Origin of the sequence: Roseateles saccharophilus (assembly GCF_031458095.1) — a bacterium.
Taxonomy (GTDB): domain Bacteria; phylum Pseudomonadota; class Gammaproteobacteria; order Burkholderiales; family Burkholderiaceae_C; genus Pelomonas; species Pelomonas saccharophila_A.
Map to the genome: position 1 here is coordinate 46,967 of NZ_JAVDXU010000008.1, position 25,525 is coordinate 72,491.

General features: G+C 62.9%; 24 protein-coding genes. 15 read left to right on the top strand and 9 right to left on the bottom strand.

Annotation, left to right across the window (positions count from 1 at the left end):
- Positions 1-5: 5 nt before the first annotated feature.
- Together J2X20_RS28925 and J2X20_RS28930 are read left to right on the top strand one after the other, a co-directional pair.
- A complete protein-coding gene (locus J2X20_RS28925; protein WP_310273151.1) occupies positions 6-1,220 on the top strand; it encodes a type II toxin-antitoxin system HipA family toxin in 1,215 nt (404 codons plus the stop codon).
- A 131-nt stretch (positions 1,221-1,351) separates the two neighbouring features.
- Positions 1,352-1,537: a DUF3606 domain-containing protein gene (locus J2X20_RS28930; RefSeq protein ID WP_310273153.1), complete on the top strand. Its 186-nt coding sequence runs from the start codon at positions 1,352-1,354 to the stop codon at positions 1,535-1,537.
- Positions 1,538-1,684: 147 nt separating this feature from the next.
- Here the strand turns inward: J2X20_RS28930 and J2X20_RS28935 are convergent, their stop codons facing one another.
- From J2X20_RS28935 to J2X20_RS28950, 4 genes are read right to left on the bottom strand one after another with little or no spacing between them, the layout of a single operon-like run.
- On the bottom strand, positions 1,685-3,073 hold the full coding sequence (locus J2X20_RS28935; RefSeq protein ID WP_310273155.1) for a hypothetical protein: 1,389 nt from the start codon (positions 3,071-3,073) through the stop codon (positions 1,685-1,687).
- Between the two features lie 4 nt (positions 3,074-3,077).
- Positions 3,078-3,563, bottom strand: coding sequence for a hypothetical protein (locus J2X20_RS28940; protein ID WP_310273157.1), 486 nt, complete (start codon positions 3,561-3,563; stop codon positions 3,078-3,080).
- Positions 3,553-4,035 (bottom strand): DUF7665 family protein, encoded by a 483-nt coding sequence (locus tag J2X20_RS28945; protein ID WP_310273159.1) that lies wholly within the window; start codon positions 4,033-4,035, stop codon positions 3,553-3,555. Before J2X20_RS28945 ends, J2X20_RS28940 begins: the two co-directional genes overlap by 11 nt.
- Positions 4,032-4,550 carry a hypothetical protein gene (locus J2X20_RS28950; protein ID WP_310273160.1) on the bottom strand — a complete coding sequence of 173 codons (519 nt, stop codon included), beginning with the start codon at positions 4,548-4,550 and terminating at the stop codon, positions 4,032-4,034. The genes J2X20_RS28945 and J2X20_RS28950 overlap by 4 nt, the downstream gene beginning before the upstream one ends.
- Positions 4,551-4,827: 277 nt before the next feature.
- Here J2X20_RS28950 and J2X20_RS28955 point away from each other — a divergent pair, with 277 nt between their 5' ends.
- From J2X20_RS28955 to J2X20_RS28990, 8 genes are all read left to right on the top strand, one after another.
- Positions 4,828-5,187, top strand: coding sequence for a helix-turn-helix domain-containing protein (locus J2X20_RS28955; RefSeq protein WP_310273162.1), 360 nt, complete (start codon positions 4,828-4,830; stop codon positions 5,185-5,187).
- Positions 5,188-5,191: 4 nt separating this feature from the next.
- Complete coding sequence (locus J2X20_RS28960; protein WP_310273164.1) at positions 5,192-6,046, top strand: ImmA/IrrE family metallo-endopeptidase; 855 nt, start codon at positions 5,192-5,194, stop codon at positions 6,044-6,046.
- A 620-nt stretch (positions 6,047-6,666) separates the two neighbouring features.
- A complete protein-coding gene (locus tag J2X20_RS28965; RefSeq protein WP_310273166.1) occupies positions 6,667-11,019 on the top strand; it encodes a hypothetical protein in 4,353 nt (1,450 codons plus the stop codon).
- Between the two features lie 439 nt (positions 11,020-11,458).
- On the top strand, positions 11,459-12,055 hold the full coding sequence (locus J2X20_RS28970) for a ComF family protein (protein ID WP_310273167.1): 597 nt from the start codon (positions 11,459-11,461) through the stop codon (positions 12,053-12,055).
- Positions 12,048-12,983: a DNA-processing protein DprA gene (locus tag J2X20_RS28975; RefSeq protein WP_310273169.1), complete on the top strand. Its 936-nt coding sequence runs from the start codon at positions 12,048-12,050 to the stop codon at positions 12,981-12,983. Before J2X20_RS28970 ends, J2X20_RS28975 begins: the two co-directional genes overlap by 8 nt.
- 11 nt (positions 12,984-12,994) lie before the next feature.
- Positions 12,995-13,711 carry a S1 family peptidase gene (locus J2X20_RS28980; RefSeq protein ID WP_310273171.1) on the top strand — a complete coding sequence of 239 codons (717 nt, stop codon included), beginning with the start codon at positions 12,995-12,997 and terminating at the stop codon, positions 13,709-13,711.
- 42 nt (positions 13,712-13,753) lie between these two features.
- The gene (locus tag J2X20_RS28985; RefSeq protein ID WP_310273173.1) at positions 13,754-14,473 is read left to right on the top strand and encodes a DNA-processing protein DprA; all 720 of its coding nucleotides are present in this window, start codon (positions 13,754-13,756) and stop codon (positions 14,471-14,473) included.
- Positions 14,470-15,147: a ComF family protein gene (locus J2X20_RS28990; protein ID WP_310273175.1), complete on the top strand. Its 678-nt coding sequence runs from the start codon at positions 14,470-14,472 to the stop codon at positions 15,145-15,147. The genes J2X20_RS28985 and J2X20_RS28990 overlap by 4 nt, the downstream gene beginning before the upstream one ends.
- A 51-nt stretch (positions 15,148-15,198) precedes the next feature.
- On the opposite strand, the gene J2X20_RS28995 is transcribed toward J2X20_RS28990, so the two are convergent.
- Together J2X20_RS28995 and J2X20_RS29000 are read right to left on the bottom strand one after the other, a co-directional pair.
- Positions 15,199-15,543: a hypothetical protein gene (locus tag J2X20_RS28995; protein WP_310273177.1), complete on the bottom strand. Its 345-nt coding sequence runs from the start codon at positions 15,541-15,543 to the stop codon at positions 15,199-15,201.
- 129 nt (positions 15,544-15,672) lie between these two features.
- On the bottom strand, positions 15,673-17,025 hold the full coding sequence (locus J2X20_RS29000; protein ID WP_310273179.1) for a serine/threonine-protein kinase: 1,353 nt from the start codon (positions 17,023-17,025) through the stop codon (positions 15,673-15,675).
- 344 nt (positions 17,026-17,369) lie between these two features.
- Between J2X20_RS29000 and J2X20_RS29005 the strand changes: the two genes are divergently transcribed.
- Both J2X20_RS29005 and J2X20_RS29010 read left to right on the top strand, forming a co-directional pair.
- The gene (locus J2X20_RS29005; protein WP_310273181.1) at positions 17,370-18,347 is read left to right on the top strand and encodes an SOS response-associated peptidase family protein; all 978 of its coding nucleotides are present in this window, start codon (positions 17,370-17,372) and stop codon (positions 18,345-18,347) included.
- 51 nt (positions 18,348-18,398) lie between these two features.
- A complete protein-coding gene (locus J2X20_RS29010; protein ID WP_310273183.1) occupies positions 18,399-19,304 on the top strand; it encodes an SMEK domain-containing protein in 906 nt (301 codons plus the stop codon).
- 2 nt (positions 19,305-19,306) lie between these two features.
- Here J2X20_RS29010 and J2X20_RS29015 read toward each other — a convergent pair whose 3' ends face one another.
- From J2X20_RS29015 to J2X20_RS29025, 3 genes are read right to left on the bottom strand one after another with little or no spacing between them, the layout of a single operon-like run.
- On the bottom strand, positions 19,307-19,891 hold the full coding sequence (locus J2X20_RS29015; RefSeq protein ID WP_310273185.1) for a hypothetical protein: 585 nt from the start codon (positions 19,889-19,891) through the stop codon (positions 19,307-19,309).
- Between the two features lie 5 nt (positions 19,892-19,896).
- A complete protein-coding gene (locus J2X20_RS29020; RefSeq protein WP_310273187.1) occupies positions 19,897-20,187 on the bottom strand; it encodes a hypothetical protein in 291 nt (96 codons plus the stop codon).
- A 5-nt stretch (positions 20,188-20,192) separates the two neighbouring features.
- The gene (locus J2X20_RS29025) at positions 20,193-20,906 is read right to left on the bottom strand and encodes a zinc-finger-containing protein (protein WP_310273189.1); all 714 of its coding nucleotides are present in this window, start codon (positions 20,904-20,906) and stop codon (positions 20,193-20,195) included.
- A gap of 65 nt (positions 20,907-20,971) precedes the next feature.
- On the opposite strand from J2X20_RS29025, the gene imuA reads away from it, so the two are divergent.
- The 3 genes from imuA to J2X20_RS29040 all read left to right on the top strand — a co-directional run.
- A complete protein-coding gene (gene imuA / locus J2X20_RS29030) occupies positions 20,972-21,964 on the top strand; it encodes a translesion DNA synthesis-associated protein ImuA (RefSeq protein ID WP_310273191.1) in 993 nt (330 codons plus the stop codon).
- A complete protein-coding gene (locus tag J2X20_RS29035; RefSeq protein WP_310273193.1) occupies positions 21,873-23,225 on the top strand; it encodes a Y-family DNA polymerase in 1,353 nt (450 codons plus the stop codon). Before imuA ends, J2X20_RS29035 begins: the two co-directional genes overlap by 92 nt.
- A gap of 18 nt (positions 23,226-23,243) precedes the next feature.
- The coding region (locus J2X20_RS29040; protein WP_310273195.1) for an error-prone DNA polymerase at positions 23,244-25,525 on the top strand (2,282 nt) is incomplete at its 3' end.

A 25,525-nucleotide genomic window follows, 5' to 3' on the forward strand; every position in this document is an offset into this window, starting at 1 on the left:
CCGTGATGATCAATGGCACCAAAGCGGGCCGCCTTCGCAAGTCGTCGATCTACGAGTTCAACTACCTCGCTCATGACGTCGAACAGCCCGGCGTGGCGCTCAGCATGCCGCCCAGCGAACGCCTGACGTGGCGCGACGGCGCGCTCTTCGCGGGGATGGATCAGCACCTCCCCGAGGGCGACCTGCTCCTGCGCCTGAGCGCTGCGCTGCCGCGCAAGCGGCTTGACCCCATGCACCTGCTGGCGATGATTGGTGCAAACGGAATCGGCCGGCTTGGCTACAGCGCCGCCAACGGGCAGATGCTGGCCAGTCCGTTGCCAGTGGACCGCGGAGCGCTCCTATCTATGCGCTTCTCGCAGTCGCTGTTCGATGAGTTGGTCGAAGCTCATTGGCACACCGGTTCGGGCATCGCTGGTGTGCAGCCCAAGATCATGCTGGCGGATCGCGCCGGGGCGCCGTTTCCGACGGTGATCGTCAAGGTGGCCCCGATCGCCTATCCAGGCCTGGTGGCCAACGAGTTTCTGTGCCTGTCTGCGGCGAGGCGGGCAGGTATCGAGACGCCTGGCTTCAACTTGTCGCACGACGGGCAGATACTGGTGGTCGATCGCTTCGATCTGGTCTGGCAAGACGGCGGCAGCGTCAGCCGGCTAGGGTTTGAGGACATCGCAGCGCTCATGAACCTGCGGGTGCGCGATGTTCTTGGCGCGCGCAAGTACCAGGGCAGCTACCGGCACATCGCTGAGTTGCTGCAGCGGCTGGGCCTGGCTGCCGATGGCATGCGTCGCTTCTTTGAACAGGTGGCATTCAGCGTCATGGTCCGAAACGGGGACGCCCACCTGAAGAACTTCGGCGTGCTGGTGCCGGCCGTCGGCCCGATCCGACTATCGCCGCTTTTCGACGTCGCCACCACCGCGGCCTACACCTACGCCAGGTTCGCGGGCGATGCCGAGCAAACGGACCGAACCATGGCACTCAAGCTCCTTTCGGGACGGCATCACACAAGGGCCTATCCAACGGTTGAAGAGCTGCTGAGGTTCGGCACGGATATCTGCGGCGTCGCGCTGCCCTACGTCGTTCTAGACCGCATCGCCCAAGCCATGCACGAGACGCTGGCTGATGCGCGAGGTGACGCGCGGATCTCGCCGTCACTGCTGCGGCTGCTCTGCCCGATATGGGCCAGCGGGATGGGATACGCCTCGACGGCGGTCACCGAGCGTTGAGGGGAACGGCCAGATTCGGTGGACCGCGGGCTCAGGTCAGTCAACGCGCCGTGACCTACGCGCCGTTGTCCGACATCGATGCCGGTTCGATGGTTCTACTGTGGTCCACGCCGACTAGCAAGGAGCCAATCATGTCAGACGGCAAATCGAAGTCCGGCGGTCAGGACCGCAAGCGCATCAACCTCAATGAGGACTACGAGGTCCGGGACTGGGCCGAGAAGTTCGGTGTGACCCAAGAGGAGCTGCGTCAAGCAGTGGGCAGGGTCGGTGATCGCGCCGAAGAAGTCGAGCGCCACCTCAAGGGCGCCAAGGCCTGACACCATGGCCAGCCCTTATCCACAAAATCTGTGGGCAACGTTGTGGATAAAGCGTGCGAGGCGAGCTGCGAGCCAGGGCCAGTGCTGCTACTGACGTCCTGCCGCAGGAATGGGCAGCCCATAGCAAGTAGACAGATTTCCGCTGATCTAGCAGCGAAGCTTCACCGTCTCGAGGCCGCGAATCGGGGCAGCTTTCAAGTCGCCCAGCCGTGCCACCAAAGGGTCAGTGCTCATCGAGCAGACCCTAAGCCTGCAATCCGAAAAGACTGGCCCACCGTTTGTGCGGCGAAGGACTTCAGCGAGCACCAAGGTCGCGGCGACAGCGCCAACGAAGGGAACGGCCACCGCCTTGTCTGCCACCAGCAGCTTGCCGCACTCGTCGGCCACGATGTCCCCATAGGCCGGGTTGCTGCTTGTCCTCCGCTTCTGCCGCGCCGCGCGCTCCTCACGCTGAGCCTGGTTTTCCAGCGGCCAGAGCGAGTCAGCGCTCTGGGAGTGGGGCCATGCGCGTACAGCGATGGAATCGAAGTTGGTGGCTTCACCACCGAGGCCGGAATCGAAGACTGCCGTGAAACCTGCGCGCGCGAGCCATTGCCGCGCCTCGTTGTTGTCGAAGCCGGACAGTGCGACCGTCGGCTCGCTCGAGCACCTGCGGTATCCCTCGTCGATGAATCGCTCGACCAACCGACTATCGAACCCGCGCTGCCGCAGCCACTCTGCGACAACGCGCGTTTTACGGCCAGGCAAGTCTTCGTTGCGCAGCAAGGCTCCGGTCTCCAAGTTGGGCGGCTCCACGGCGTCGTCATCACACAGGTAGGGCATGAGCGCGCTCTTGTCCTCGAAGGGCAGGGCCACCATTGCCCAAACGTAGGCCTGCCCAAGGTGGCCAAGCCCGAAAAACTCAACCTTCCTCGGGAACTCAGCAACTGGCTCCCCCAGGGCTTCCTCGAGCTCGAAGTCCAGGTCGGGCCGCCACAGCGAGAAGGCAATGTTCTTGCGTGTGGCCTCGACGCTGATGTTCGCCCATGCCGAGAAGGACTCGCCGACCGCAACGGCCGCTGCGGCCAACGGGGCGAGCATGCAGTACGGCCGCTCTTCCAAACGAGCCATCGAGACAGCCGGCCCCACGCCCACGCGCCAGCCGTCGAACGTGACGCGCAAGGCGCGCGCCTCCGCTTGCACATCCCCGATCAGCAGCCTCAACGCCTGCCCGTGACCTGCCACCTCCCGAACTGCGCCAATCTCCCGCAGGGCTTCGCCCAGGGTCGACTTGGCGCTCAACGCCGTCATGCAGGCCGCACCCCAGACACCGTCTGACGCCTGCACAGGCACCAGCGCGCTGAACGACTTGTGCGCCAGGTTGACGGCCGTCAGCAGCGCCACCTGCAAGGCCTCAGAAACCGCGCAGTCGTCGCCCACCGCGACGGTGGGTACGCTGGCCTCGCGAAGAGCCCGCGACTGCTGCGGCGCCATCGCGTCGCGATCCAGCAGCAACTTGTCAATGCGCGAGAGGTCGATGGGCAGTTGCTTGGTCATGGTGTCACCAGAGCGAAAGCTTCACCGGGCAGTCAGCGGCGTCGGCGTGAAAGGTGTCCCACTGCCCGGCACCGGCGAAGCGGTAGATGCCGGCCGGCGCTAAGGACCACCTCGACGTCGCTCCGTACTTGGGCAGGATGAGTGCCACATGGCCACGGACCGGCAGCATCGGGTTGGCCTTGTCGGTGAAGCTCTGCCGCACGTCGCGGGTCGGGTGAGTGTGGACGTCCGCCAGCACTTTCAGGCTGCGGTCCTTGCACACGTCCCACAGCTTAGAGAAGCCCCCACGGTGGAACTCGACGATGCCATGAGCCAGCGCGCGCCGGTCTAGGTCGTCATAGCAGAGGTAGTCAACCACCGCGCGGCCTTCATCGCCCTTCTTTCCCATAAGGAATGCGCCCGTTTCGCGCGTGCCCGAGCCGCGCGCCATCAGGTCGCCGACGAGTCGACGCCAGGTCAACAAGGGGATCTGGATTTGCTTACTGGCCAAGGTAGTCCTCCGACGTCAGCCAGCGGTGAAACTGGCCGTTGTATTCCGCGATGGTCACTTCGGGCTTCCACGCCCAAACTTGGTCAGCCCAGGTGTGGCCCGCGAGCGCTCTGCGGTCCCACGGGTGATAGAAGCCCTGCCCGGGCGCCGCCCAACCCTCGGTCTTGAAAACTGAGGCCACCACCGACCCTGGGCGCGCTTTCGGCCACTTTTCCTTCACGAGGAAGGTGTTGGTCTCGGCGTCCCAGAAGCCGCCAGTGATTGGCCCGCTGCCGTAGTTGGTAGCGTCCCAGCGCACGAGCCAGTGCTCGGGGCCGTTAGGCCTCGGGGCAGCAGCAACTTCGGTGAACAAGTACGGCCAGGCGAGGTGTGCCGGGATGCCGCTGAGCGCCCAGTCCCCGCGCAGCAGGCCGGCGCGGAAGGCCGCGCCAGCCAGGTCCGCTTCCAGGAGACGTTGGGCGTTGGAACTCACACCGCCCCCTGCGGATTGACTTCCTTGACCAGCTTGAAGGTCAACTCGGCGCGGCCATGAGCCAGGTCGCTCAGATAGGCGTCCATCCGCGGCACTTCACCACCCGGCACCAACTCCAAAACCAGCTCCGCGCCTGCCACCGGGTCAATATGGAGACGGTGCTTTGCCCAGACCAGAACGGACTCGACGGTGGTGTTGGGGCCGAAAACGCGTTGCGGCGACTCGTCATTGAACTCCACGGTGACCGAGATGACCCGAGGGGCGCGGGTGTGGATATGGCGCTTGATAGGTAGGCCCAGAGCCATGAGCGTCAGGGCAAGGTCGGCGGGGGCCTGCTCTTCATGCTTGGGGTCAGGGTCGTCCTTGGCGTGGCGCACCTCGCCGAGGTAGACGAATTCGCCGTCTCGGGGCAGTGCATCGTGCTTGGCGAGGACGTCGTGGAGGACGTCGTTCTCCTGCGCTTGGATGACCACCGGCCGGCCGGCACCATGGAGAAAAAGTTCGACAGAGTTCATGGAAATACCTCAAGAAGACACGGTTGCAAAAGGACCGGCGGCGTGGCAGATTCCGTTGTCTGTCCAAGCAATACACGACCCATTTCCCTCGCGTGACCGGTAACTCTCATGGAGACTGCGTCCGTTGTCCACGCAGACAACACTTTGCTCCGATCCGATCCCGGTGTCAAGGGAGGTCGGATTCCGTCATCCAATCGTCGATTTGCAGCAGGGCGCCCAGGTCGGGTGCCTCAATCTGCTTCCCAGGAGATTTCGTATGCCCGTAACTGGCCTAGGCGTGGCCTTGAAGAAGCTGCGCGAGCGGCGAACTTTTTCCCAGCGCGAGCTCGGTGAGCTCAGCGAAGTCGATAACGCCTACATCTACCGCCTGGAGACGGGCGAGAAGGTCAACCCCACACCGGAGACCTTGACCAAGTTGCTGCGGGCACTTAAGGCCCCGGAGCGCGACGCCTCGATCCTCAGGTGGCTTGCCGACAGGCCGAATACCTCCCCGGACCTGGTGACGTACACACTTGATACGCCTGACGTGGAGTTCGATCACTTCGTCACCGCCGCCGGCATGAGCTTTCGCGGTGACGCCAGACCCACCCCTGAGGCGCTCCTGGCCAAGGTCAAGCGCATGTACGACGAGGAGTAGCGACGTGGATGAACAGGATGTCGTCAGGAAAGCACGTGCGTTCATGCAGGGCTTGGACCTGTCGAACATCCGCGAAAGCCTCGAGCCCTATCTGACCAAGGCCAACGCCCGAGTGCGCGAGGAAGAGCTTGGCCCAGGCGAGTCGGGCACGGTTGCCGAAATCAAGGGCAGGCTGGTTATCACGGTCAACTCCACTGAATCGCTCGAAAGACAGCGCTTCACCATCTGCCACGAGCTGGGCCACAAGGTGCTGGGGCTGGACTCCAGCCACCAGCACGTTCCACCCTGGGGTCACGTCAAGCGCGACATGACAGAGGTGCTGTGCGATGTCTTTGCGGCCGAGCTGCTGATGCCGCACGATCAGTTCTCGGCCGTCTGCCGTGACTCCGAGCCATCGCTAATGACCATGCTGTCCTTGATGGACGCCTTTAAGACATCGTTCCCTGCAACCGGTTCCCGCTTCGCCCGTCTGACGAACGCTCCCTGCGCCTTCGTCAACATGCAGGGCGGTCTTGTGCGGTATGCGGCGATGTCGACACCGCTGCGCAAGCTAGGCGCGCGAATCACGTTGAAGACGCCAATCCCGGCAAGGTCATTGGCGGCGCGCCTGCGGCAAGCCAAAACCAGCGAGTTCCAGGATGGGGACGTTGCACAGGACGAATGGTTCGAGAACTGGCCCACAGGCCTGGACCTGATCGAGCTCAGCCGTCATCACGACGGCTCGGACACCACCTTGTCGCTGCTTTGGTTTGAAGAGGAAGACGCGCCGAGGATGGAAGTAGACCGATTTGGACAGCGCGTCCAAGAGGACAACGGGTTAGACGAGCTGACCGGCGTACTCTCTTGGAAGAAGAGGTAGTCGAGCTGGCGCGGCGGGCCTATGGCGCATCACTGTCACGGGCGTCGCCCTCGCCCGTGCACCGCTCCGACACTGCCCTTGAGTACTTGCGTCGTCATCACCAGCAATCACCTAAGCCTGCATGGCTGCGACAAGCCTAGTGACTTGGCCGGCGGCGAGTCCAGACGGCTGCTGCGCGCGCATGGGCTCGACACTTCGAACCTGCCCTCCCACAAGCGATACCTCGACGGCAGGCCCGCGCACGCCCAGTACCCCAAACAATTTGGCTGGGAGGGTGCTGGCCGACGACACCCCGGCGCCCCCTGCGTATTCCAGTGGTTGTCAACATGCAGGCCAGCGCGGTGAGCACTCAATCCAGTCACTATGAGCACGGGCAACCAGTAGGTGAACGGAGCGGTGAGTCGGCTCTGTGGCGAGAGTAGGCACGACGCCGACTCAATTTGTTGCCCCAAAGCTGGTCTTCAGAAAGCCAGCGCGGTCTGCGGCTTTTCTCGGGCAAGGACTCCGCAACGAGTTGCTTGACGGAACGGTGGCCTAGCCAAGCCGCGGCCATCGCAGCGGGCGCAGCGAGCCGGTAGGGGCATGCTCCTTAAACTGAGGTTATGAACCGAAGATTTGGCGTGAACGCCAGCGACGCCGCGTCTGAAGCGTCCATCGATAGCCGCGGAAACGCTTACCTCGGCAAAACCATCGGATGGTCGACGCTGCTGGAATCCCAGCGCGTCCTGCTGGTCGCCGAGGCGGGGGCGGGCAAGACGCATGAATGCGAGTCACGAGCCGACGACCTCTTCGAGCGCGGTGAGGCGGCTTTCTTCCTGCGACTTGAAACGGTGGCCGCCAGCGGTATTCGATCGTCGCTCAACGGCGAGCAGTTCAAAAAGCGATTCGACGACTGGCGGGCGTCTTCGTCCCAGATCGGCTACTTCTTCTTCGACTCCATCGACGAGCTGCAACTGGTGCACGGGGATTTCCGCAATGCGCTCAAACGCGTGCACGAAGACCTGGAAGGGGCGCTAGGGCGGGCAACGGTCATCGTGACCTCGCGCCCTGTGGACATTGACCGGCGAGCGTTCGCGGACGTGCTGCCGGTGCCCAAGGTCGCGATCGACAAAGGGCACGGCGACACGTTCGTCCGGACCGCGCTGGAAGGGCCGACCAAAGACGACAAGGATCGATCCCCGCCTTTCCGAGAAGTGACGCTGCTGGCGTTCTCAGATGAGGAAATCGTCGAGTTCGCCCGAGGCCAAGGCGTCAAGAACCCTGAAAAGCTGCTGGAGGAGATCCGCTCGCGGCATGCCGAGGACTTCGCGCGCCGGCCACAGGACTTAATCGAGCTGTGCGACAGCTGGCGCGACCACGGCAAGATCCGCTCGCACTACGAACAGCTAAAGAGTCACATTAAGGCGAGGTTGCGCGCGCGTCCTAAGCGCAAGGAGCCGGCAGAGCTCACGCTGGACCGGGCGCGCACCGGCGCTCAGAGACTGGCGCTCGCGGCCATACTTAGCCGTCGCCTCACCATTCGGCACAGCGCCGGCGCTGATGTTGAAGGCTCGGGCGACGCGCCGCTGGTGCCGGACGACCTGCTCTCAGACTTCACGTCCAGCGAGATCCAGACGCTGCTGCAGCGACCGATCTTCGCGGAGGGCGGGTATGGACGGGTCCGCTTTCATCACCGGTCGGTGCTTGAGTTCCTGGCCGCCACAGAAATCGATCACATGGTCGGCTCCGGCTCGATTGCTGTTTCGGCAGCGAAGCGGATGCTGTTCAGCCTCTCTGATACCCAGGTACTGCTGCCGAAGCCCTCCATGCGCCCCGTGGCCGCCTGGCTCGCCAAGATGCGTCCGGAGTTCTTTGACACGGTGTTGAAGGTCGAACCGAGCACGCTACTGCTCTACGGTGATCCCGAGTCGCTCAGCGAGGATCAGTGCGCCCAAGCACTGCGCGCGTACATCCAACGCCACGGCGCCGGGCAATGGCGAGGCCTGGAGGTGCCAAGCCTTCAGCTGGAACGACTGGCCCGTCAACCGCTGCATCAAGTCATCCTGGACGCTTGGTCTGCTGGGATCGAGAACCCCGAGGTCCGCCAAATCCTGTTGCAGCTGATCGCGGTTGGTCGATACAAGCCGTGTGCCGATCTGGCGGTCGCCGTCGCCGGCGACAAGGCTGGCGAGGACCGGGAGCGGTTTGAGGCCTTGGACGCGCTGGTTGAGCTGGATGACTACCGCATCGATGCGCTGATCGAAGATTTGGCGTCATCCCAGCCAGGCTGGGGTCATCGCATTGGCCGATGGGTGGCTCAGAACTTCTACCCCAAGAACGTGACGGACGAACAGCTCGTCCGGCTGCTGACCGCCATCCCTCGCGCGTCGAGACGGGACGACTTTTTTCCGAGCGGCATGGCGGCCATGCTGGAGCGCGTCTCGGTCAGCCGCGAGAGGCTGGAATCCTTGTTGCCCGGGGTGCTTGCGTTGACGCGCAGCTCGGTCGTCGTCGACAAGGATGAAGACAGCCTCAACGACCGCAAGGGGCGGCTGCAAGCGTCCTACATTTTGCGCGGCCTGAGCGTGCGCCTCCTGCAGGACGGAAGCCGAGCGCCCGACCTGATCGAGGCTGCGGTGCTCAGCTTCAGAGCTGCCGGCTATTCGTCGCTGGACAACGACCGCAAGCGCAGGCTGGCGGAGTTGATCGGCGAGTTGCCGGCACAGGAGCGCCGTGCCGTTTTCGAAGCTGACTCAGTATGCGTCGCCCGCCTTGAGCCGCGCCGATCAGCCCAGGCGGTGCTTCCTCGCCTGATGTTTCAGGGGCCGTTGCAGTACAGCATGGAGAAGGACGGCCCCTGGGTGCTGCGCGACCTGGCCAATACTGCCGCTGACAAGGCGCGGCGGACGCTGCTGCTGCGGATGATGGCCTACCTGGCGCGAACCGACGTGCCGGCGGAAATGGAGCCGATGCGCGAAGCAGTGAAGGACTCGCCGGCGCTCACGGCGGAGTTGGAAGCACTTATCAAGGCAAATGTGCCGACGCGCCAAGTGCTTGAAGCGCAAGAGCAAGAGCGCAAGCGTTCAGAACGCCATGCACTCAAGCAGGCCGGCTTCCGGGCAGAGTGGACCGCATTCTGGAAGGAGCTCGCCGAACGGCCTGCGCTGGCGCTCGCACCCGGCCGCGTCAAGGGCACGCTCTGGAACCTGTCGACGGTGTTAAGCAAGCGATCGCGCGGCCACGACAGGGTGCGCTGGGATCGCGGGTTCCTCGAGGAGTCCTTCACGGGGCCTGTCGCCGAAGCCGTGCGCAGAAGCCTGATGGTGTACTGGCGGGGCATGAAGCCCACGCTCCCTTCCGAGCGCAAGGAGAAGAACACCTACCTGGTGGTCTGGACGTATGGGCTGATGGGGCTGTACGCCGAAGCAGAGGATCCCCGTTGGACGCGCTCTGTAAGCGCTGCGGAGGCCGATCTAGCCGTGAGGTACGCGCTTGTGGAGCTGAACGGCCTGCCCGATTGGCTTGCGGCGCTGGCAGATGCCCACCATCAGGTCGTCGAGCAAGTGCTTGGCGGCGAAATCGAAATTGAGCTCAAGGGAAAGGGCGGCGACGGCCGCTGGCACTCGATGCTGTTGCAGAGCCTGCGATACGGCCGCATTGAGATAGCCCGGGTGTTGGAGCGCCGATTGGTCCTGTGGCTCCGCGGTCCTGGCAGAAAGCTGATGCATGCCCGTCACACCCCGGTGGCGGAAGCAAAACTGGATCAAGTCGTGCGCGTGCTGCTGGTGCATGGCACCTCGGAGACGAAGTGTTGGCTGATGGAGTTGGCTACGCGCGAGGTCATTGCGGCCAAGCATGGGCCGTTCTTGTTCTTTTGGCTACCCGTGCTGATGCGGCTCAATCCACCGCGGGGTGCGGACCTGCTCCTCCGTGCGATCAGCGTCCTGCCGGTCGAACGCAGGGGTGTTGCCGTGACTGCTATCGGCAGCCTGTTCAGCGAGCGGCGCGTAGAAGGCGGGCCGAGGTGGAGCGCGGCGCTGGCGCCGGAGACGCTTCTGCGCCTGAACCAAGAGATCAACCGGCACGTCGTACCTGCAGCCGATGAACGGCATGAGGATGCCTATTCGCCCGGTCCCCGAGACAACGCCGAGACCGGGCGACGGCTGGTGTTTGACGCGCTGATCCAGGCAACGGGTCCGCACGCATATCAGGCGAAGCTGGCACTGTCCACCGACCCATTGTTTGCCCACGCGAAGGACCGCATCGCAGCGCTGGCGCATGAGCGCCTGGCGGAAGAAACAGATGCCAGCGTGATCTCAATGGATGAGCTCGCAAGACTCGTCGCTGGCAATGAACTTGCGCCGACGACCACCACCGACATGGCGCACCTGCTTAGTGACAGGCTGGACGACCTGCAGGACTTGATGGGAATAGACGCAAGTCCCAAGGCTGCCTGGGCCAAGGTGACCGACGAGAACACGCTCCGTCCCGCCATTGCCCGCGAACTCGACATGATGTCCAAGGGGGCCTATACCGTGGATCAGGAAGGTGTCACGGTCGATGGCAAGGAGACAGACATCCGGTTCCGCGCGCTGTCGCGGTATCAGGCATCGATCGAGCTGAAGATTGGTGAGAAACCGAGGACCGGGAGGGAACTGCGGGACACCATCGAGACGCAGCTAGTCAAGAAGTACATGGCAGCCCATAACGCGAAGACAGGCTGCTTGTTGGTCACCGTGTCGAACCCAGAAAAGATTTGGCACCACCCTGACACTGGCGAGCCCATGGACCGGCATCAGCTCCAAGACATGCTGACCGAGGCGGCGCAGCTCGCGCAGCAACGACTTGGAGGCGAAGCACGTGTCATGGCTCGGGTACTTGATCTGACGCCCCGGCTGTCCAAAGAGCCTCGTGCAGCGACGGCAGCGGCGAAAAAAGGCAAGGGCAGCATAGCGACCACTAAGACTGCTCGATCACGGAAGTCAGGGAAGTGAGCCAGCATTTCACCGGGGCGCACTGCCAAGACGCGCCATTGGGGAAGCCGCCCGCGGCGCACTGACTGTGGAGTCCAAAAAGCAGCCATTGGCGACCTTCCACTCACAGCCTGAAGCGGGCAGCATCTCTGCACTCAGCGCTGGACCGAGTGGTCAAGTTGCCGGACACGCTGCCCCGCACGACTCCTCCGGACAAGGTGCTCATCAGGCGCCGGATTCGGTGCTCAGAAGACGCTGGACCTGGTGCTCAGGTCGCGTCGGAATATGCACCCCCTTCCCGGCGAGCCGGTTCGGGCAACGAATCTGGCCTGATGCTGCCAGTTTTCGCCCTAGAAGCCGGCAGGCGTCCCGATCCTCCCAACAAGGGCCTGCAGCGAGCAGGACTGCTGACATCCGTGGCATAGACTCGACGCCAAAATGGGCCGTCGGGAGGCGTCGCGTGACCAGAACCAATCTCGTGGGTGGTGATCGGCCATTGCCGTTTACCGCCCTCGGTGACTACCACAAGTATTGGATCGACCGGGACCTTCAGATACGGAACGAAGCCTTCGACCAGAACCACAGCGGACGAATCTTGAGCGTCAAGAATGCGGGGCACCCCCAACATCGTCGCAACGTCTTGCACTTCGCTGATTGGATTGAAGACCACATCAGCGAGTTGGACTTGGACCGCCCGCTTGAGTTGGTGGTCGTGCCGTCATGCATGGCGAACGCTGTAGGTGCCGGGTTGGACGCGATTGCCACTGAGGTCGCTCGCAGGATGAAGCAGGTCCGCTACAGGAAGGGCTCGCTACGGCGTACTAAGAGCATCCCCAAGCTCAGTGCAGGGGGGAATCGGAGCCTAGCCGTCCACCGCGGTTCCATGGAGTTCAGGGCTGCGCCAACTGCGCCTCGTGTTGTCGTAATCCTTGACGACGTCAGCACCACGGGCAACTCCCTCATAGCTGCGGCAGACAAGGTCCGCGCGCTTGGTTCGGACTACTACTACGCTACATCGGTCGAGGCAATCGCCCTGGGAAAGACGGTCCATGACTGAGATCGCCCGCGACGCAGAGCTCTCGGCGCTGGGCCTAGCGTTGGGGAAGGCCGGGCATCTGTCCGACTCGGCGCTTCGGGACGCCTTCTTGAAGCTTCGCGGCACGAACGCAGATGATCAGGTCGAGAGCCTGTTGGCTATCGCAGGCGTCATTCGTCCAGCCGTCGCTGGCTCGCTAGCGGCAACCACCAACGCTATCGAACGAGGGTTGGCGTCTGGCGTCCAGGCGATACCTATATCGTCTGATCGATACCCTGCTGCTCTTCGAGGAATCGTCGACGCTCCGCCAGTGATCTTCATTCGTGGAGCATTGGAAGTCCTGCATCGGCCTCCAGGCATTGCGATTGTGGGAACTCGGAAAGCTACCGGCCATGGTTTGACGATTGCTAGCAGGCTGGCCACATTTTTTGGAAATGCTGGACTCACCGTGGTCAGCGGGCTAGCCATGGGCATTGATGCGGCTGCCCATGAAGGGGCGCTGCTGTCAGCATCGCCCACGGTAGCCGTACTCGCCCATGGACTCGATAAAGCGACTCCAAGAGCAAATTCGCACTTAGCAGATCGAATACTCGAGAATGGCGGCGCGTGGATTTCTGAGCACCCCTTCGGGGCGACGCCCAAGGCTGAATACTTCGTGCTTAGAAATCGAATTCAGGTCGGGCTATCGGCCGCTTCAATCATCGTAGAAGGCGAAGAGCGTAGTGGGTCGTCGACACAGGCAGAGTTCTGCTTGAGGAATAGGAGACTGCTGCTCGCAGTTGTACCCGACTCACCTAGCCGTGTAGTCACTCAAAGTCAGCTGCCCATGTTGCTCGTGAACAAACGAGGAGCTATGGCGATCCGATCCAGGGATGATTATGAGGATTCCCTCGCGGCCGTACGTCGGCGCATCGCAGACCTCAGCATCACAATGGGCGTCGTTGCGTAGCCGCCGTTGAGATGTCCAAGCTCTCAGCCCAAGAGCTAGTTGATAAGTTCGCGGCCGCAGTTGTCTATGTGGCCGTGGAACTGCCGAATGGCGATCAGTCAGTCGGGTCGGCGTTCCATGTGGGGGATGGCGTATTTATTACCGCTAGACATGTGGTAGATGGCTGCCGAATATTGGAAGTCGCGAATACTTTCGGCCGTCAACCCAAAATCGGAAAATTGATTGGCGGTCCGTTTTTTCACCCCGACCCAAGCGTGGATGTCGCCGCAATATTGATACAAGGACTTGAGTGCCCGATCATTCAGCTTGGCGGCCATCTTGACGACTGGATCGTCGATGACCAATTTTTATTGAACGAAGTTGTGATTTTGGGGTTTCCGCCTATCCCCTTTGCTCGATCACCAGTTTTAGTTGCCAGCCGCGCGGAAGTCTCGGCAGTCGTCGACAAATATACTGGAGGTCATCCGCATTTTGTTATTTCTGCGATGGCGCGCGGAGGCTTTAGCGGCGGACCTTGCTTGACGGGCGACGGGTGGGCCTTAGGGCTGGTCACTGAGTCCTTAGTCGACTCTTCGAAGGCCGTAGAGCTCGGCTACCTTGCGGTTCTTACCGTAGAGCCCATTCACATTTGCCTTTCCCATCACGGGATAATTCCGTCCACCCAAGATATTAAATTTGGAGGCGACCATTCCTCCGTCTCCACCGATCCGTCGGACGAGCCGTTCTAGGATTGGTGCCGCTCACCGACTCCAACTGGAGAGTTTTGGCCGATGAAAGGCAGCTACCTTCCACCCAGTGTTTGGGAAGAGATTTCCGTCCGGAAGCTCTTAGCTGCCTCCCGCCGAGGCATCCCTACCAAGACTCAGCTGGAATTGCTGAAGCCAGCTCGCCGTACCGCGGACGGGGATGTGCGTGTATTTGCGGCCGGCGATGCTTCGCTTGTAGCGCGGCCATGTGTATCAGTCATCGGCACGAGGAAGGTTTCCGATGATGGTGCGGCGCGGGCCAAGCGACTCTCGCGAGAACTCGTTGCTTGCGGGGTGGTGATCGTGTCAGGATTGGCTGAAGGTGTGGACACCGAGGCCATGTCCTCAACTATTCAGCACGGTGGGAAAACGATTGGCGTGATTGGGACGCCCTTGGACAAGGCATATCCCGCCAAGAACAAGAGGCTCCAGGAAGAAATCTATCAAGAACACCTCCTCATATCACAGTTTGAGTTTGGCGCACGAGTTTTTCCATCAAACTTCCCCGCGCGAAATCGCCTTATGGCACTGCTCAGCGACGCTACGGTAGTGATAGAAGCTTCCGACACGTCAGGCACGCTGCACCAAGCCGCAGAATGCGTCCGATTGGGACGGTGGCTCTTCATAGCAAAAAGCGTAGTCGCCGATCCGACCATCGAATGGCCTAGCCGGTTTCTTGGCTATGAGAAGTGCAGACAACTAGAACGAACAGAGGACATCATGAGTGCGGTGTATCCCTCATGACCCTTGTCGTCCATTCTTTCGGCGCATATGCGTCATATTCCCGGCAAGACTACGCCTGGCGGCAGGATGACTACGGCGTAAATAGGGTTGTAAAAGCCTTGAAGGGTGAGCGGATCAACGGATACGCGGATGTGCGAGGGGCTGATGGCATCGTGCGCCGTATTGCCACCGGCGGCCGCGAGGCCGCGTTGGCGACGTTTGTGGCGTGGGGGGCAAACCAGGTCCCCAACGCCTTTGCGTTGCCTGTCGTCCTAGTCCCTGTTCCTTGCTCCCAGTGCGTGCAGTTCGAAAACGCCTCGGCACCACGCGCGATGGCCGATGCGCTTGCCGCTCGCTTCAACGGATGGGCGCTGGTTGGGCCTTGGCTGCGTTTCGTGCGGCCGATGCCGCCCTCTCATACCGGAGGTGGGCGAAATCAAGCTGCCATTGAAGGCGCGCTCGTTGTCAACCCGGCGGCGGTCGTTCGAGACTCGAACGTGGTGCTGATAGATGACGTTAAAACCACGGGGGCACACCTGCGGGCTTGCGCTGGAGCGCTTAGGACGGCTGGATGCCGCGTGCATACAGTGCTGGTAGCGGCCTCCACGGTTTGGCAGCCAGTGGCGGATCCATACCGAGTTGAGCCTGTCGATCTCGAAGCCAACCCTTTTGAAGATCTACTTCAGGGGCTATAGAACACCCGGGTGGCTCAAGCTCCCAGAGCGCCCTTATGAATCCAGTACGGGTCAGAATTCGTTGTGGGTACTCCGACACTCGGAAGTCGGGGCCTTCACAAACGCCCAGTACGAGCCGTCTACGCTCCCTTTCACGGTGCGCACGCGCTCGCCGCGAATAGTTCGATCGTCGCAGGGATGGAACGCCTCCCATGACACCTGGTAGCAGACGACGACATCTGCGGCAGTCGCCTGAACCTCTATCACTTCTAGGTCCACCAAGCGGGCAAGATCGTCAAACTCCGAAACGCTGTAGTCCAGCGCTTTGGCGAAGCTTTCGTTGTCGACCATCTCGTCGAAGTACAACCGGAGGTCGACGTTCTGCTCGGGAATGGGGACGAGGATCTCGGGGGGCATGGCACCCATTCTGCACGGTCGTTGTTGTTCGGCCGCGCCCCTCGATGCTCCCGCACCATCCTCAAAGCGCTCACGCGCCACGGGCAGCAACAGCTGATGACATAGGAGAACTGGCCAGGTCTATGGCCTTCACAGTTGCGGCGGGCGAACGGAAACCAGGGCGTTGCGGATGGCGATGGACCGGCAGACGTTAGGGTCGGTGTCCGCGATGAACAGGTCTTGGAACTCGACGATCAGGTCGCGGACGTACTGCGCCAGCTCGTCGTCGTCGATCGCCTTCACCATCGCCATGCAGGTCTCCATCGCCGCGAATCGGTGCATGTTGTGCGCGCCGATGATGGCAATGCGCAGGGCCTCCGTCTTTTCAGCCGGCTTGACCTCAGCGCAATAGAAAAACCGCGCCATGTTGTCGGCGATGGTCTCCGCGAACGACCAGCCGTAGTCACCGGTGTCCACCATCACACGGTAGGCCTTGAGGAAAGCCACATGATCCGCCGGAGGTAGCTGCTGCGCGATGAACTGACAAAGATCCTGCGGGATGTTGAAGCAGATCTCCTTGTTGCTGTCCTCGTCCAGCCCCTGCAGTTCCTCAATGAACTGATGCACCTGCTCGGTGGAGAAGTCGCCGGACGTGCCGAGTCGCTTCGTGATCATGGTGAGCAGGCCGGCCGCAGTAGGTGGCCCGTCGACGCGACCGTGAATGGCGTCATACGCGTGCCGCAGACTGGCGCGCAGATCGGCAATGGCGTTGTAGCGCTGCCCCTTTTCCTGACGACAGCAGCGCTCGATGATCGGCCGCAGTTGCTTCGGTACCTGGGGATGGTCCTGCTGCATATAGAAGGGGAATTCAACGCCCGTCAGCAATGCATAGAAAGACTTTCCCACCATGAATACGTCGCTAGCGGCATCGGCGCTCTTGAACCCACCAGGCATGTGGAACTCCGGTGGGAGGTAGGCCGCCGTTCCCCACGCGTCCGCACTACGTGTGAAGCGGGTCATCGACTCGACCTCGGCACTCAATCCCAGGTCTGAAATGACCAGGCGACTTCCATCGAACAAAAAGTTCTGCGGCTTGATGTCGCGGTGGAAGACATCGCGCTCGTGGAGCGCCTCGACGCAGTCGAGCATTGCCATGAAGACCCGCTCTTGGGCTTCGAAGTTGGACTGAATCTCGCCTGTGATGTTGAACAGGTCGCCGCGCTCGTAGAAGTCCATCACGAAGTACGGTGGCGAGTGGTCGACGTTGCAGTGATGGATGGTCATCACATGCGGGTTGCCGCGAAGCTCGTACATCAAGCGCACCTCGCGCCGGAAGCGCGTCAGCATCTCAGGCGACGTGTCCTTGCAGAACTTGAGAACCTTGCGCGGGCCGTCCGGGTCTTGGCGGTCGCGCACATGCAGCACCGCCCCCATGCCGCCGGCCGCACTGCAGACGCCTTTCACTTCGAACCTGTCGTCTACGACTTGGCCTACAGCGATCACGAATGTCTCCCACGCCACGAACGGCACAGAGCTTAGACCGGGAGGTTACCGGCTGCCCTGAGCCGCGCGTGAAAGAGGTTTGGTCGGTGACAGTTTCACCCGTACAAGTCGCCTCCCCCGTCCTTCCAGCTCGCATCAGCCGGAGCTGGATTGTTCGTGCGCGCAGTCGGGCTGGTTACTGGCGCGTCTTGTTCGACCTGGCCGGGACCTGCCAGCGCTAGTTCTACTCGCTCCCCGGCTCGGCGGTCAGCGGATGAAACTCTGAAATGATGCGCTACCAGGAGACGCGAGGCGCCGCCGCCGAGCAGCCTTAGCATCGCAGCGTTCAAGTTGGAGGCTCGTGGATGTGCTATTCAGCGCAGATTTGGTCGGACTATCGGAAATACGTGCGCGAGTTCCGCGCCCGTGTCGGTATCAAGGAGTTCCGCGACCTGTTCTTTAGGAAGGCTCAAGGGGCGCAGTTACTGTGGCCCAAGGGCATGGAGATGGTCTTTGCGGATCCGCAGACCGATGAAGAGCGTGAGATCTGGGAGCTGATCCAGCAGTGCCGGCGCAACGACGCGATGGTTTACGAGCAGAGTCTGTTCGATCAGCGCAAGCGGCTCGCCGATGCGCAACGCAAGATCGACACCAAGCCAGACAAGCCCAACAAGGGTGCCCACGAGGACGTGCGCATCGCCAACAACAAGATCAAGTGGAACCTCGGCAAGATCGCCGACATCAACCGGACCGAGCCAAAAGAGTCTGATTCGCGAATCTTCCCGGGCTGGTACGTGCCGGTCATGACGATGCTCGACGGCGAGCTGGTCGTGCGTCCGATGCGCTACCGGTGCCGACCGGCCCGGGCGACGCCCAAATACGACGAGGAGTACCCCGGCACCTTCAACGCCAGGCGGAGCAGCCTCAACGAGTTTTGGCGCGGCGAATGGGGCCAGACCCATGGCGTCATCATGACCGACTGGTTCTACGAGCACGTGGACCTGCACAAGGCCGAAGGCCGTGAGCTGCGCCCGGGCGAAGAAGCGACCGACACCATCATCTCGTTCAAGCCCGACTACGGCCACTCCATGATGGTGGCCTGCCTTTGGTCCCACTGGCGCGCCAGGAACGAGACCGAGGAAGACCTGTTGTCTGTCGCGTTCATCACCGATGACCCGCCTCCCGAGGTGAAGGCCGCCGGCCATGATCGCTGCGTAATCCCGCTAAGGCACGAGAACCTGATGGCCTGGTTGGCCCCGGACATCAACGACCTGGACGCGCAGCAGGCTCTGCTCGACGACCGGGAGCGTCCGTTCTACGAGCACTATCTCGAAGCGGCATAACAGGCCCACACGGCCGGCCGCACCGTTCATAACAATAGCAGGGAGGCAATTTTGATCGAAGCGCAACTCAACAATCTCAACCAAGACATCGCGATCCTCCAGCGCTACATCTCGCTTGGCAAAGACATTGGGTTTAACAACATGGCACGCTTGCTAGAGGCCTTGACCATCGCAGTCTTCAAGGCTGCGGGAATTGCCAATCTTCAGAGCAAGAGCCAGATTAAGGTGAACTTCCCTGCGATCGATGCGGCGGACAACAGCGGTGGCGGCATCGCTGTGCAGGTCACGTCGAATGCGGATGCCGCCAAAGTAAAGAAGACGATCCTGGCATTCGAAAAAAGAGATGCGAAAGGCGCATCGCTCAAGGACCAGTACGCCAAGTTGTACATCTTTGGGTTCTGCAATCACGCCAAGCGCGCCAAGGCTCCCGCCTATTGCGAGGTCATCGGTACCCAATTCCTCATCGATCAGCTAACCACGCTGAACGATGAAGCGCGCATACAAGCCGTGGCCGACGCCATCCATCAGCACGTTAGCTACGCTTCCATTCATCCCTACACGGACGTCGACTGCCTGAAGATCGCGCTGGGATTCATCGGTCGCAACGCCTTGAGGCACAAGATGTCCTGCGAGGGCAACGTTGACGACATGACTCGCGGCTTGAATGAAATCAGCGAGCTGATCAACAAAGGCACGGTCAACGGCAGGACGAGGTCCAAGGCTCGCGATCAGTTTCTCGATGACAACATCAAAGCGTTCCTGGGGCGTGTCTCGGACACCATCGGGCAGATCACAGCCATCGTCTACAGCAAGCCCCGTTTCAGCAACAACTGGATCAATCTCACCCCACGGGATGACGCTGCCATCGACGCCCTGAAGGAGTCAATTTCCGCCGATGCGATGTTCGTCGCAAAAAAGTATGGCATCGCGCATCCGCTGGCCATGATCTCGGCCTAGGTCTAGGCCTGCGGCACAACAAACAGCTGGTTGATCAACTCTGAGCAGACCAGCAGTACAGTGCCTCCCTTCATGTTCAGCATGTTGGTGCCATGCGCCAGATCGTTCCGCAGCGACCGCATCGCATCGGCGACGTCTGTGGCGTAGTCGCGGATTTCGACAGGCGCTCCCGGCACCGTCGTATTGGGCGGGTACGGCTGCTGCTCCGGCTCACGTCCGTAGGTGAAACCGTCTGACCTGATGAGGCCGAGGTCCATGGCCTCCTTGAGCAGCTTCTTGAACTGTGCCGAGTCAGGCGCCTTGAGCCGCGTGCGCAGCGCGAACTCGACCGAGATATAGGCGTGCAGTTGGGCGGCCACGTTGAACGGATAGCAATACCAAGAGTGAGCCAAGAGGTTCTGCGCCATCGCGAAGTGCGAGCGCACCTCTTCCGGTACGTCGGCATGCAGGCTCGCATGCTCTGCCATCTGATGGAAATCGGCTGCAGCGATCTTTCGATACGGGCTGGACGGCGTGTCGCGGACGACGAAGAATTGATGGCGCTCGTCGGGTTCACCCAACTGCTCAAGAGGTTTGAGTTCTTCCATCGCGTTCAAAACGGCAGCTCGGCGTCGTCATCCATGTGCATCGCCGAGCGCACACGCTCAGGTGCACCTGCGGCTTCAGGATCAGCGACCATGACATTGAGCCGGATGCGGCGGCTGCCCATGCCGCGCAGGCCGGGGTGGACCTGCTGGACAGGTATGGGTCGCAGCCACACTGAGACACCGGTCGGTATCCGGGACAGCGTGGCCAACCGGATCTCGTCGACCTTGTCCGTGTAGTCGACCGTGGGCAGTTCGGCCTCAAGCACGAACCGTTCATCAAAACGCTTGGATTGCATGGTGCTCAGTGTCGCGTCGACCGCGCCGCACGCTTGGGCCGACGGCAGTACAGGATGAGCTCGTGCAGCCCCTCGTTCTCATCGGCCAGCAGGCCGGTGCGCACGGTCCAGGTCTGCCGGTCGGGCCAGTAGTCGATGTCCTCGTCGTGGGCACGCACGACCAGATGGCCGTCAGGTGCGACGGTGAACTCGATGCCGGCCTGCATCAGCCAATGCGCCGCGCCCGGTGCTGGCGGCGGCTCATTGGGCGCGCGCGTCAGGTCTTCGATGGCCAGCATCACCTTGACGCACTCGTCGTAGGTCAGGCTGGCCACATGGGCCTCTTCATTGCGGATGTTCAGCAGGCGCGCCATCCAGCCATAGGCCTCGACGCGGTTCATGCACGCCGGCGGCTGCCAGAGCGCGTCGAACATGCGGTGGGTCTCGATGCGGGCCGCGCGCAGCTCCTCATTGGCAAGGCTGCCCATCGGCAAGGTGCCGTCGCTCTCGATTTCGTCGCCGCCGGGTAGAGCTATCCGTGCGCCCGACTTGTGGCAGCCCACAGAGGCGTCGCAGCAGGTGCAGCGCCAAATGTGCCGGTCGGCCAGCTCTGGCCGCTCCGGATACATCTCCGCGCCCGTCACCAGCTCGACCGCCGAGTGGCAATACGGGCAGCGCTCGGGTGGGCCCAACGGGACGCGCGGTGCGACATCGATCATCGGAATGGCGGCGGCGTGCATCTGCGGGTGGACGGTTTTGGGCAGGATGGTGTACTGTATAAAACAACAGTATCCGATTCAACCCCATGTCCGCGCACCCAGTGGAGGTCATTCTGTCCCCCACGTTCAGCCCCACCAAGCAGCTTGAACTGATCCTGCCGCCCATAGAGGCGGCGAGGCCGCCGTGCACGACAGTCCTGGCCATGGCGGCCCCCGTGGACGAGGAGGCCCCTCCAAGCCTCTCTGAGGCATCCGACAGGGGCCTGGCGTCGCCGGCGCAGAACGCGGCCTCCAGCGGCTCTGAGTTGCCGCCAGAGCTGGCTGATAGCGTCTGGCGCGCTGCCGAGTTGGGCCGAGGTCGGGCGGAGTTCGTGGGCACCGGGTTCCCGGCGCTGGACGCCGAGTTGCCAGATGGCGGCTGGCCCTGCGGCAGCATGATCGAGATCCTGCAGTCGCAGCCGTCGCTGCTGGAATGGCGCATGGTTGGGCCCAGCCTCGCGCCGCTGGTCAAGGGCGGCCGGTCCGTGGTCATCATCGGCCCACCCAAGCCGCCGTACCTGCCCGGCCTGCGCCATCTCGGCCTGACCGAGGACTGCCTGGTCTGGATCAAGGCCGACAAGCCGTCCGACCGCCTGTGGTCGGCCGAGCTGCTGCTGCGGGCCAACGTTGCCGCAGCGGTACTGGCCTGGCTGCCGCACTGCCTGCCGGGGCAGCTCCGCCGCTTGCAGGTGGCCACGCAAGGCTGCGAAGGGCCGGTGTTCGTCTTCCGGCCGCTGGACGCCCGATACGACGCATCCCCAGCCCCGCTGCGCCTGGTCGCGTCACAGCTGATCGACTGGCAGCTCAAGGTCGAGATCATCAAGCGCCGCGGGCCTACGCATGAAACCCCACTGCTGCTGGACTCCATCCCAGGTGGCTTGAACCACGTGCTGACGCCGCGCATGCGCCGGCCCAGTCTCATCATCCGAACCAAGGAGGCCCGACGCCATGCTGTGGGTCGTCCTCACAACCCCGCTCACGCCGCTGCTGCCCGCCTCACCGAAGAAGTCCTTGCCCGCGCTGCCGCCAGCCACGGCTGAGGCCCTGCGCGGCATTGCGACCTGGTGCCTTCAGTTCACACCGAGGGTGGCGCTGGTCGAAGGCTGCGCGGTAGCGCTGGAGGTCTGGAGCAGCTTGCGGCTGTTCCGGGGTGAGGACGCGCTGAAGGCGCGCATTGCTGAGGAGGCTCCAGCCCTGGGCGTGATCGGCATTGGCTGGGCGCCCACGGCGATGGGCGCGCTCGTGCTGGCGCGCTGCGGCGTGAGCCTCGATGGCAGGCCGCTGACGCCGGTGCTCGATCAGCAACCCTTGCTCGCGCTCACCGCGGCCGCCGAGCACGCCGGCACGCTCGCCCACGCGGGCATCAACACGCTGGGCCAACTTCGGGTCCTGCCTCGCAACGCCACCGGCCGACGCTTCAGCGAGCAGCTACTGGTGGCGCTGGACCAGGCCTACGGCCGGCGACCCGAGGTCTTCGAGTGGCAGCAGATCCCCGAAGACTTCCTCGCGCGGCTTGAGTTGCCTGCCCGCGAAGACCAGGCGACGGCGCTGATGGAATATGCCAAGCCACTGCTCATGCAAATGTGCGGCTGGTTGGCCGCGCGACATGCTGGCGCTGAGGGCTTTCGGTTCACCTGGATCCACGACTCCATGCGCGCCAAAGACGCCGGCGACGGCGGGCAACTGGTCATTCGCTCGTCGACGTCTGGCCGCAACTTGAACCACTTCACCCGGCTGCTGTCGGAGCACCTGGCCAAGACCGAGTTGTTGGCGCCGGTGGGCGAGCTGAAGCTGGAGGCGGTGGGTGTCGAGCGTGTCACCGAGGAAAGCCTCTCCCTCTTGCCCAAGTCCATGAGCGCCGGTGAAGCGCTGACGCCGGTGCTGGAACAAATCGCCGCGCGACTGGGCGAGGCTCTGGTGGTGCAGCCCCTTGAGGTCGACGACCACCGACCTGAATGCCGGACCCGTTGGGACGCCTTCGCCAAGCGCCGGGCGCGCAAGACCTCGGAGGTGGATCCTTTGCCGGCGCCGACCTTCCTGCTGCCGGAACCCCTGAGGCTGGCCGTTTCCAACGAGCGGCCCCAGTACCAGGGCACGCTGTATCCCATCCTCGGGCCCGAGCGCGTCGAGGGCGGTTGGTGGGACCGGGTGCCGGGTGAAGCCGGCGTGCCGGGGACGTCGCGCCACGTCGAGCGCGACTACTGGGTCGCTGTCTCCAAGACGGCAGGGAAGCTGTGGATCTTCAGCACCCGCCAGGATGACGGCACGCCCGCCTGGTATCTGCACGGCATCTTCGGCTGAGCGCATGGAGCAGCCGTGCTGGACCTTCCCGACTACGCCGAGCTTCGGTGCATCAGCAATTTCAGCTTCCTTGAGGGAGCGAGCTGGCCTCAGGAGCTGGTCGAGCGCGCCAAGCAGCTGGGCTACTCGGCGATCGCGATCACGGACATGTGCTCGATGGCCGGCGTGGTGCGCGCGCACGTGGAGGCCAAGGCCCAGGGACTGAAGTTGCTAGTCGGCTGCCAGTTCGCAGTCACCTGCGACTTCCCGTTCACCCTGGTGGTGTTGGCTTGCAACCTGAATGGGTACGGCAATCTCTGCCAGCTCATCTCCAAGTTGAGGCGCCGCTCCGAGAAGGGCACCTACGAGATGACGCCCGAGGACGTGATGCTGGGCTCGCTGGACGACTGCGTCGTCATTGCCTGCCCGGCGCGCCATGCGCTGCCGCCGGCGTTGATGCGGCTCGGACGCTGGCTGCTCACGCATTTCACCGGGCGGGTCTGGTTTGGGCTGGACCTGCTGCGCCGTGCCGACGACGAAATCCGGCTGCTGCGCATGCGCGAGATCAGTGCCGAGACCGAGATCCCGCTGGTCGCCGTCGGCAACGTGACCATGCATCAGCGCAGCCGGCGGGCGCTCCTGGACGTCATGACGGCCACGCGCATCGGTAAGCCGCTTACCGAGTGCGGTCGTGCGCTGGACATCAACGCCGAGCGACACCTGCGCACACGCGGGCGGCTGGCGCGGACGTTTCCGGCGGACATGCTGGAGCAGACGCTCAGGGTCGCTGAGCAATGCGACTTCAGCCTGGATGAGATCGGCTACCAGTACCCGTCCGAAGTGGTTCCCGAGGGCGAGACGGCCGGTAGCTACTTGCGGAAGATCACCTACGAGGGCGCGGGCCGGCGGTGGCCCGAAGGCATCCCTGCGGCGATCAGCGAGCTGATCGAACGCGAGCTGGCCCTGATCGAGGACCTGAAGTACGAGCACTACTTCCTGACGGTCGCCGACATCGTGATGTTCGCGCGCCGTGAGGGGATCCTGTGCCAGGGGCGCGGCTCAGCGGCCAACAGCGTCGTTTGCTACGCCTGCGGCATCACCGAGGTCGATCCCGCCCGGATGAACGTCCTGTTCGAGCGCTTCATCTCCAAGGAGCGCAACGAGCCGCCCGACATCGACGTGGACTTCGAGCACGAGCGCCGCGAAGAGGTCATCCAGCACATCTACAAGAAGTACGGCCGCGAGCGGGCCGCGCTGACTGCCGTCGTCATCAGCTACCGCGTGAAGTCGGCGCTGAAGGACGTCGGCAAGGCCCTGGGCTTCGAGCTGCCGCTGCTGGATAAGCTCAGCGGCAACTACGGCTGGTGGGACAGCGCAGAGCTGGACACGACGCGGTTGTCCGAGGTCGGGCTCGACATCAACGACCTGGGCGCGCAGCAGCTCATCGCGCTGGTGCGGCAGATCCTGTCGATGCCGCGGCACATGTCGCAGCACCCGGGCGGCTTCGTGCTGACGCAGGGGCCACTGGCACGCCTGGTGCCTATCGAGAACGCGTCGATGGAGGACCGCACCATCATCCAGTGGGACAAGGACGATCTCGACGTCCTGGGACTGCTGAAGGTCGACGTGCTGGCGCTGGGCATGCTGACTGCGGTCCGCAAGGCGCTGGCGGGCATCAGCGACGCGCTGGGCTACCCGTTCTCGATGCAGGACGTCCCGCCGGAGGACCCCGCCACCTACGACATGATCTGCCAGGCCGACACCATCGGCACCTTCCAGATCGAGTCGCGGGCCCAGCGCTCCATGCTTCCCCGCCTGCAGCCGGTCTGTTTCTACGACCTGGTGATTGAGGTGGCCATCGTGCGGCCTGGGCCCATCGTGGGGAACATGGTCCATCCCTACCTGCGGCGCCGGCAGGGCAAGGAGCCGGTGACCTACCCGAGCAAGGCGTTGGAGGTTGCGCTAGGTCGCACGTTAGGCGTGCCGCTCTTCCAGGAGCAGGTCATGCAGGTCGCGATGATTGCTGCGGGCTACACCGGCGGTGAGGCCGATGCACTGCGCCGCGACATGGCAGCCTGGAAGCGCAAGGGTGGCCTGAAGAAGCACTACGAGAAGATCGTGAACGGCATGGCCGCGCGCGGCTACGAACCCAGGTTCGCCGAAGACATCTTCAAGCAGATCGAGGGCTTCAGCGAGTACGGCTTCCCGGAGTCGCATGCGGCCAGTTTCGCGCTGATCGTCTACGTCAGCTGCTGGATCAAGCGCCACTACCCAGGGCAGTTCCTCGCGGCCATCATCAACTCGCAGCCGATGGGCTTCTA

Excerpts from the sequence above, each read along its gene's own strand:
- J2X20_RS29025 (WP_310273189.1), bottom strand. The coding sequence starts at position 20,906 with ATGCACGCCGCCGCCATTCCGATGATCGATGTCGCACCGCGCGTCCCG.
- J2X20_RS28995 (WP_310273177.1), bottom strand. The coding sequence starts at position 15,543 with ATGCCCCCCGAGATCCTCGTCCCCATTCCCGAGCAGAACGTCGACCTC.
- J2X20_RS28990 (WP_310273175.1), top strand. The coding sequence starts at position 14,470 with ATGACCCTTGTCGTCCATTCTTTCGGCGCATATGCGTCATATTCCCGG.
- imuA (WP_310273191.1), top strand. The coding sequence starts at position 20,972 with ATGTCCGCGCACCCAGTGGAGGTCATTCTGTCCCCCACGTTCAGCCCC.
- J2X20_RS29020 (WP_310273187.1), bottom strand. The coding sequence starts at position 20,187 with ATGCAATCCAAGCGTTTTGATGAACGGTTCGTGCTTGAGGCCGAACTG.
- J2X20_RS28975 (WP_310273169.1), top strand. The coding sequence starts at position 12,048 with ATGACTGAGATCGCCCGCGACGCAGAGCTCTCGGCGCTGGGCCTAGCG.
- J2X20_RS28930 (WP_310273153.1), top strand. The coding sequence starts at position 1,352 with ATGTCAGACGGCAAATCGAAGTCCGGCGGTCAGGACCGCAAGCGCATC.
- J2X20_RS28980 (WP_310273171.1), top strand. The coding sequence starts at position 12,995 with ATGTCCAAGCTCTCAGCCCAAGAGCTAGTTGATAAGTTCGCGGCCGCA.
- J2X20_RS29005 (WP_310273181.1), top strand. The coding sequence starts at position 17,370 with ATGTGCTATTCAGCGCAGATTTGGTCGGACTATCGGAAATACGTGCGC.
- J2X20_RS28950 (WP_310273160.1), bottom strand. The coding sequence starts at position 4,550 with ATGAACTCTGTCGAACTTTTTCTCCATGGTGCCGGCCGGCCGGTGGTC.
- J2X20_RS28925 (WP_310273151.1), top strand. The coding sequence starts at position 6 with ATGATCAATGGCACCAAAGCGGGCCGCCTTCGCAAGTCGTCGATCTAC.
- J2X20_RS29035 (WP_310273193.1), top strand. The coding sequence starts at position 21,873 with ATGCTGTGGGTCGTCCTCACAACCCCGCTCACGCCGCTGCTGCCCGCC.
- J2X20_RS28985 (WP_310273173.1), top strand. The coding sequence starts at position 13,754 with ATGAAAGGCAGCTACCTTCCACCCAGTGTTTGGGAAGAGATTTCCGTC.
- J2X20_RS28935 (WP_310273155.1), bottom strand. The coding sequence starts at position 3,073 with ATGACCAAGCAACTGCCCATCGACCTCTCGCGCATTGACAAGTTGCTG.
- J2X20_RS29015 (WP_310273185.1), bottom strand. The coding sequence starts at position 19,891 with ATGGAAGAACTCAAACCTCTTGAGCAGTTGGGTGAACCCGACGAGCGC.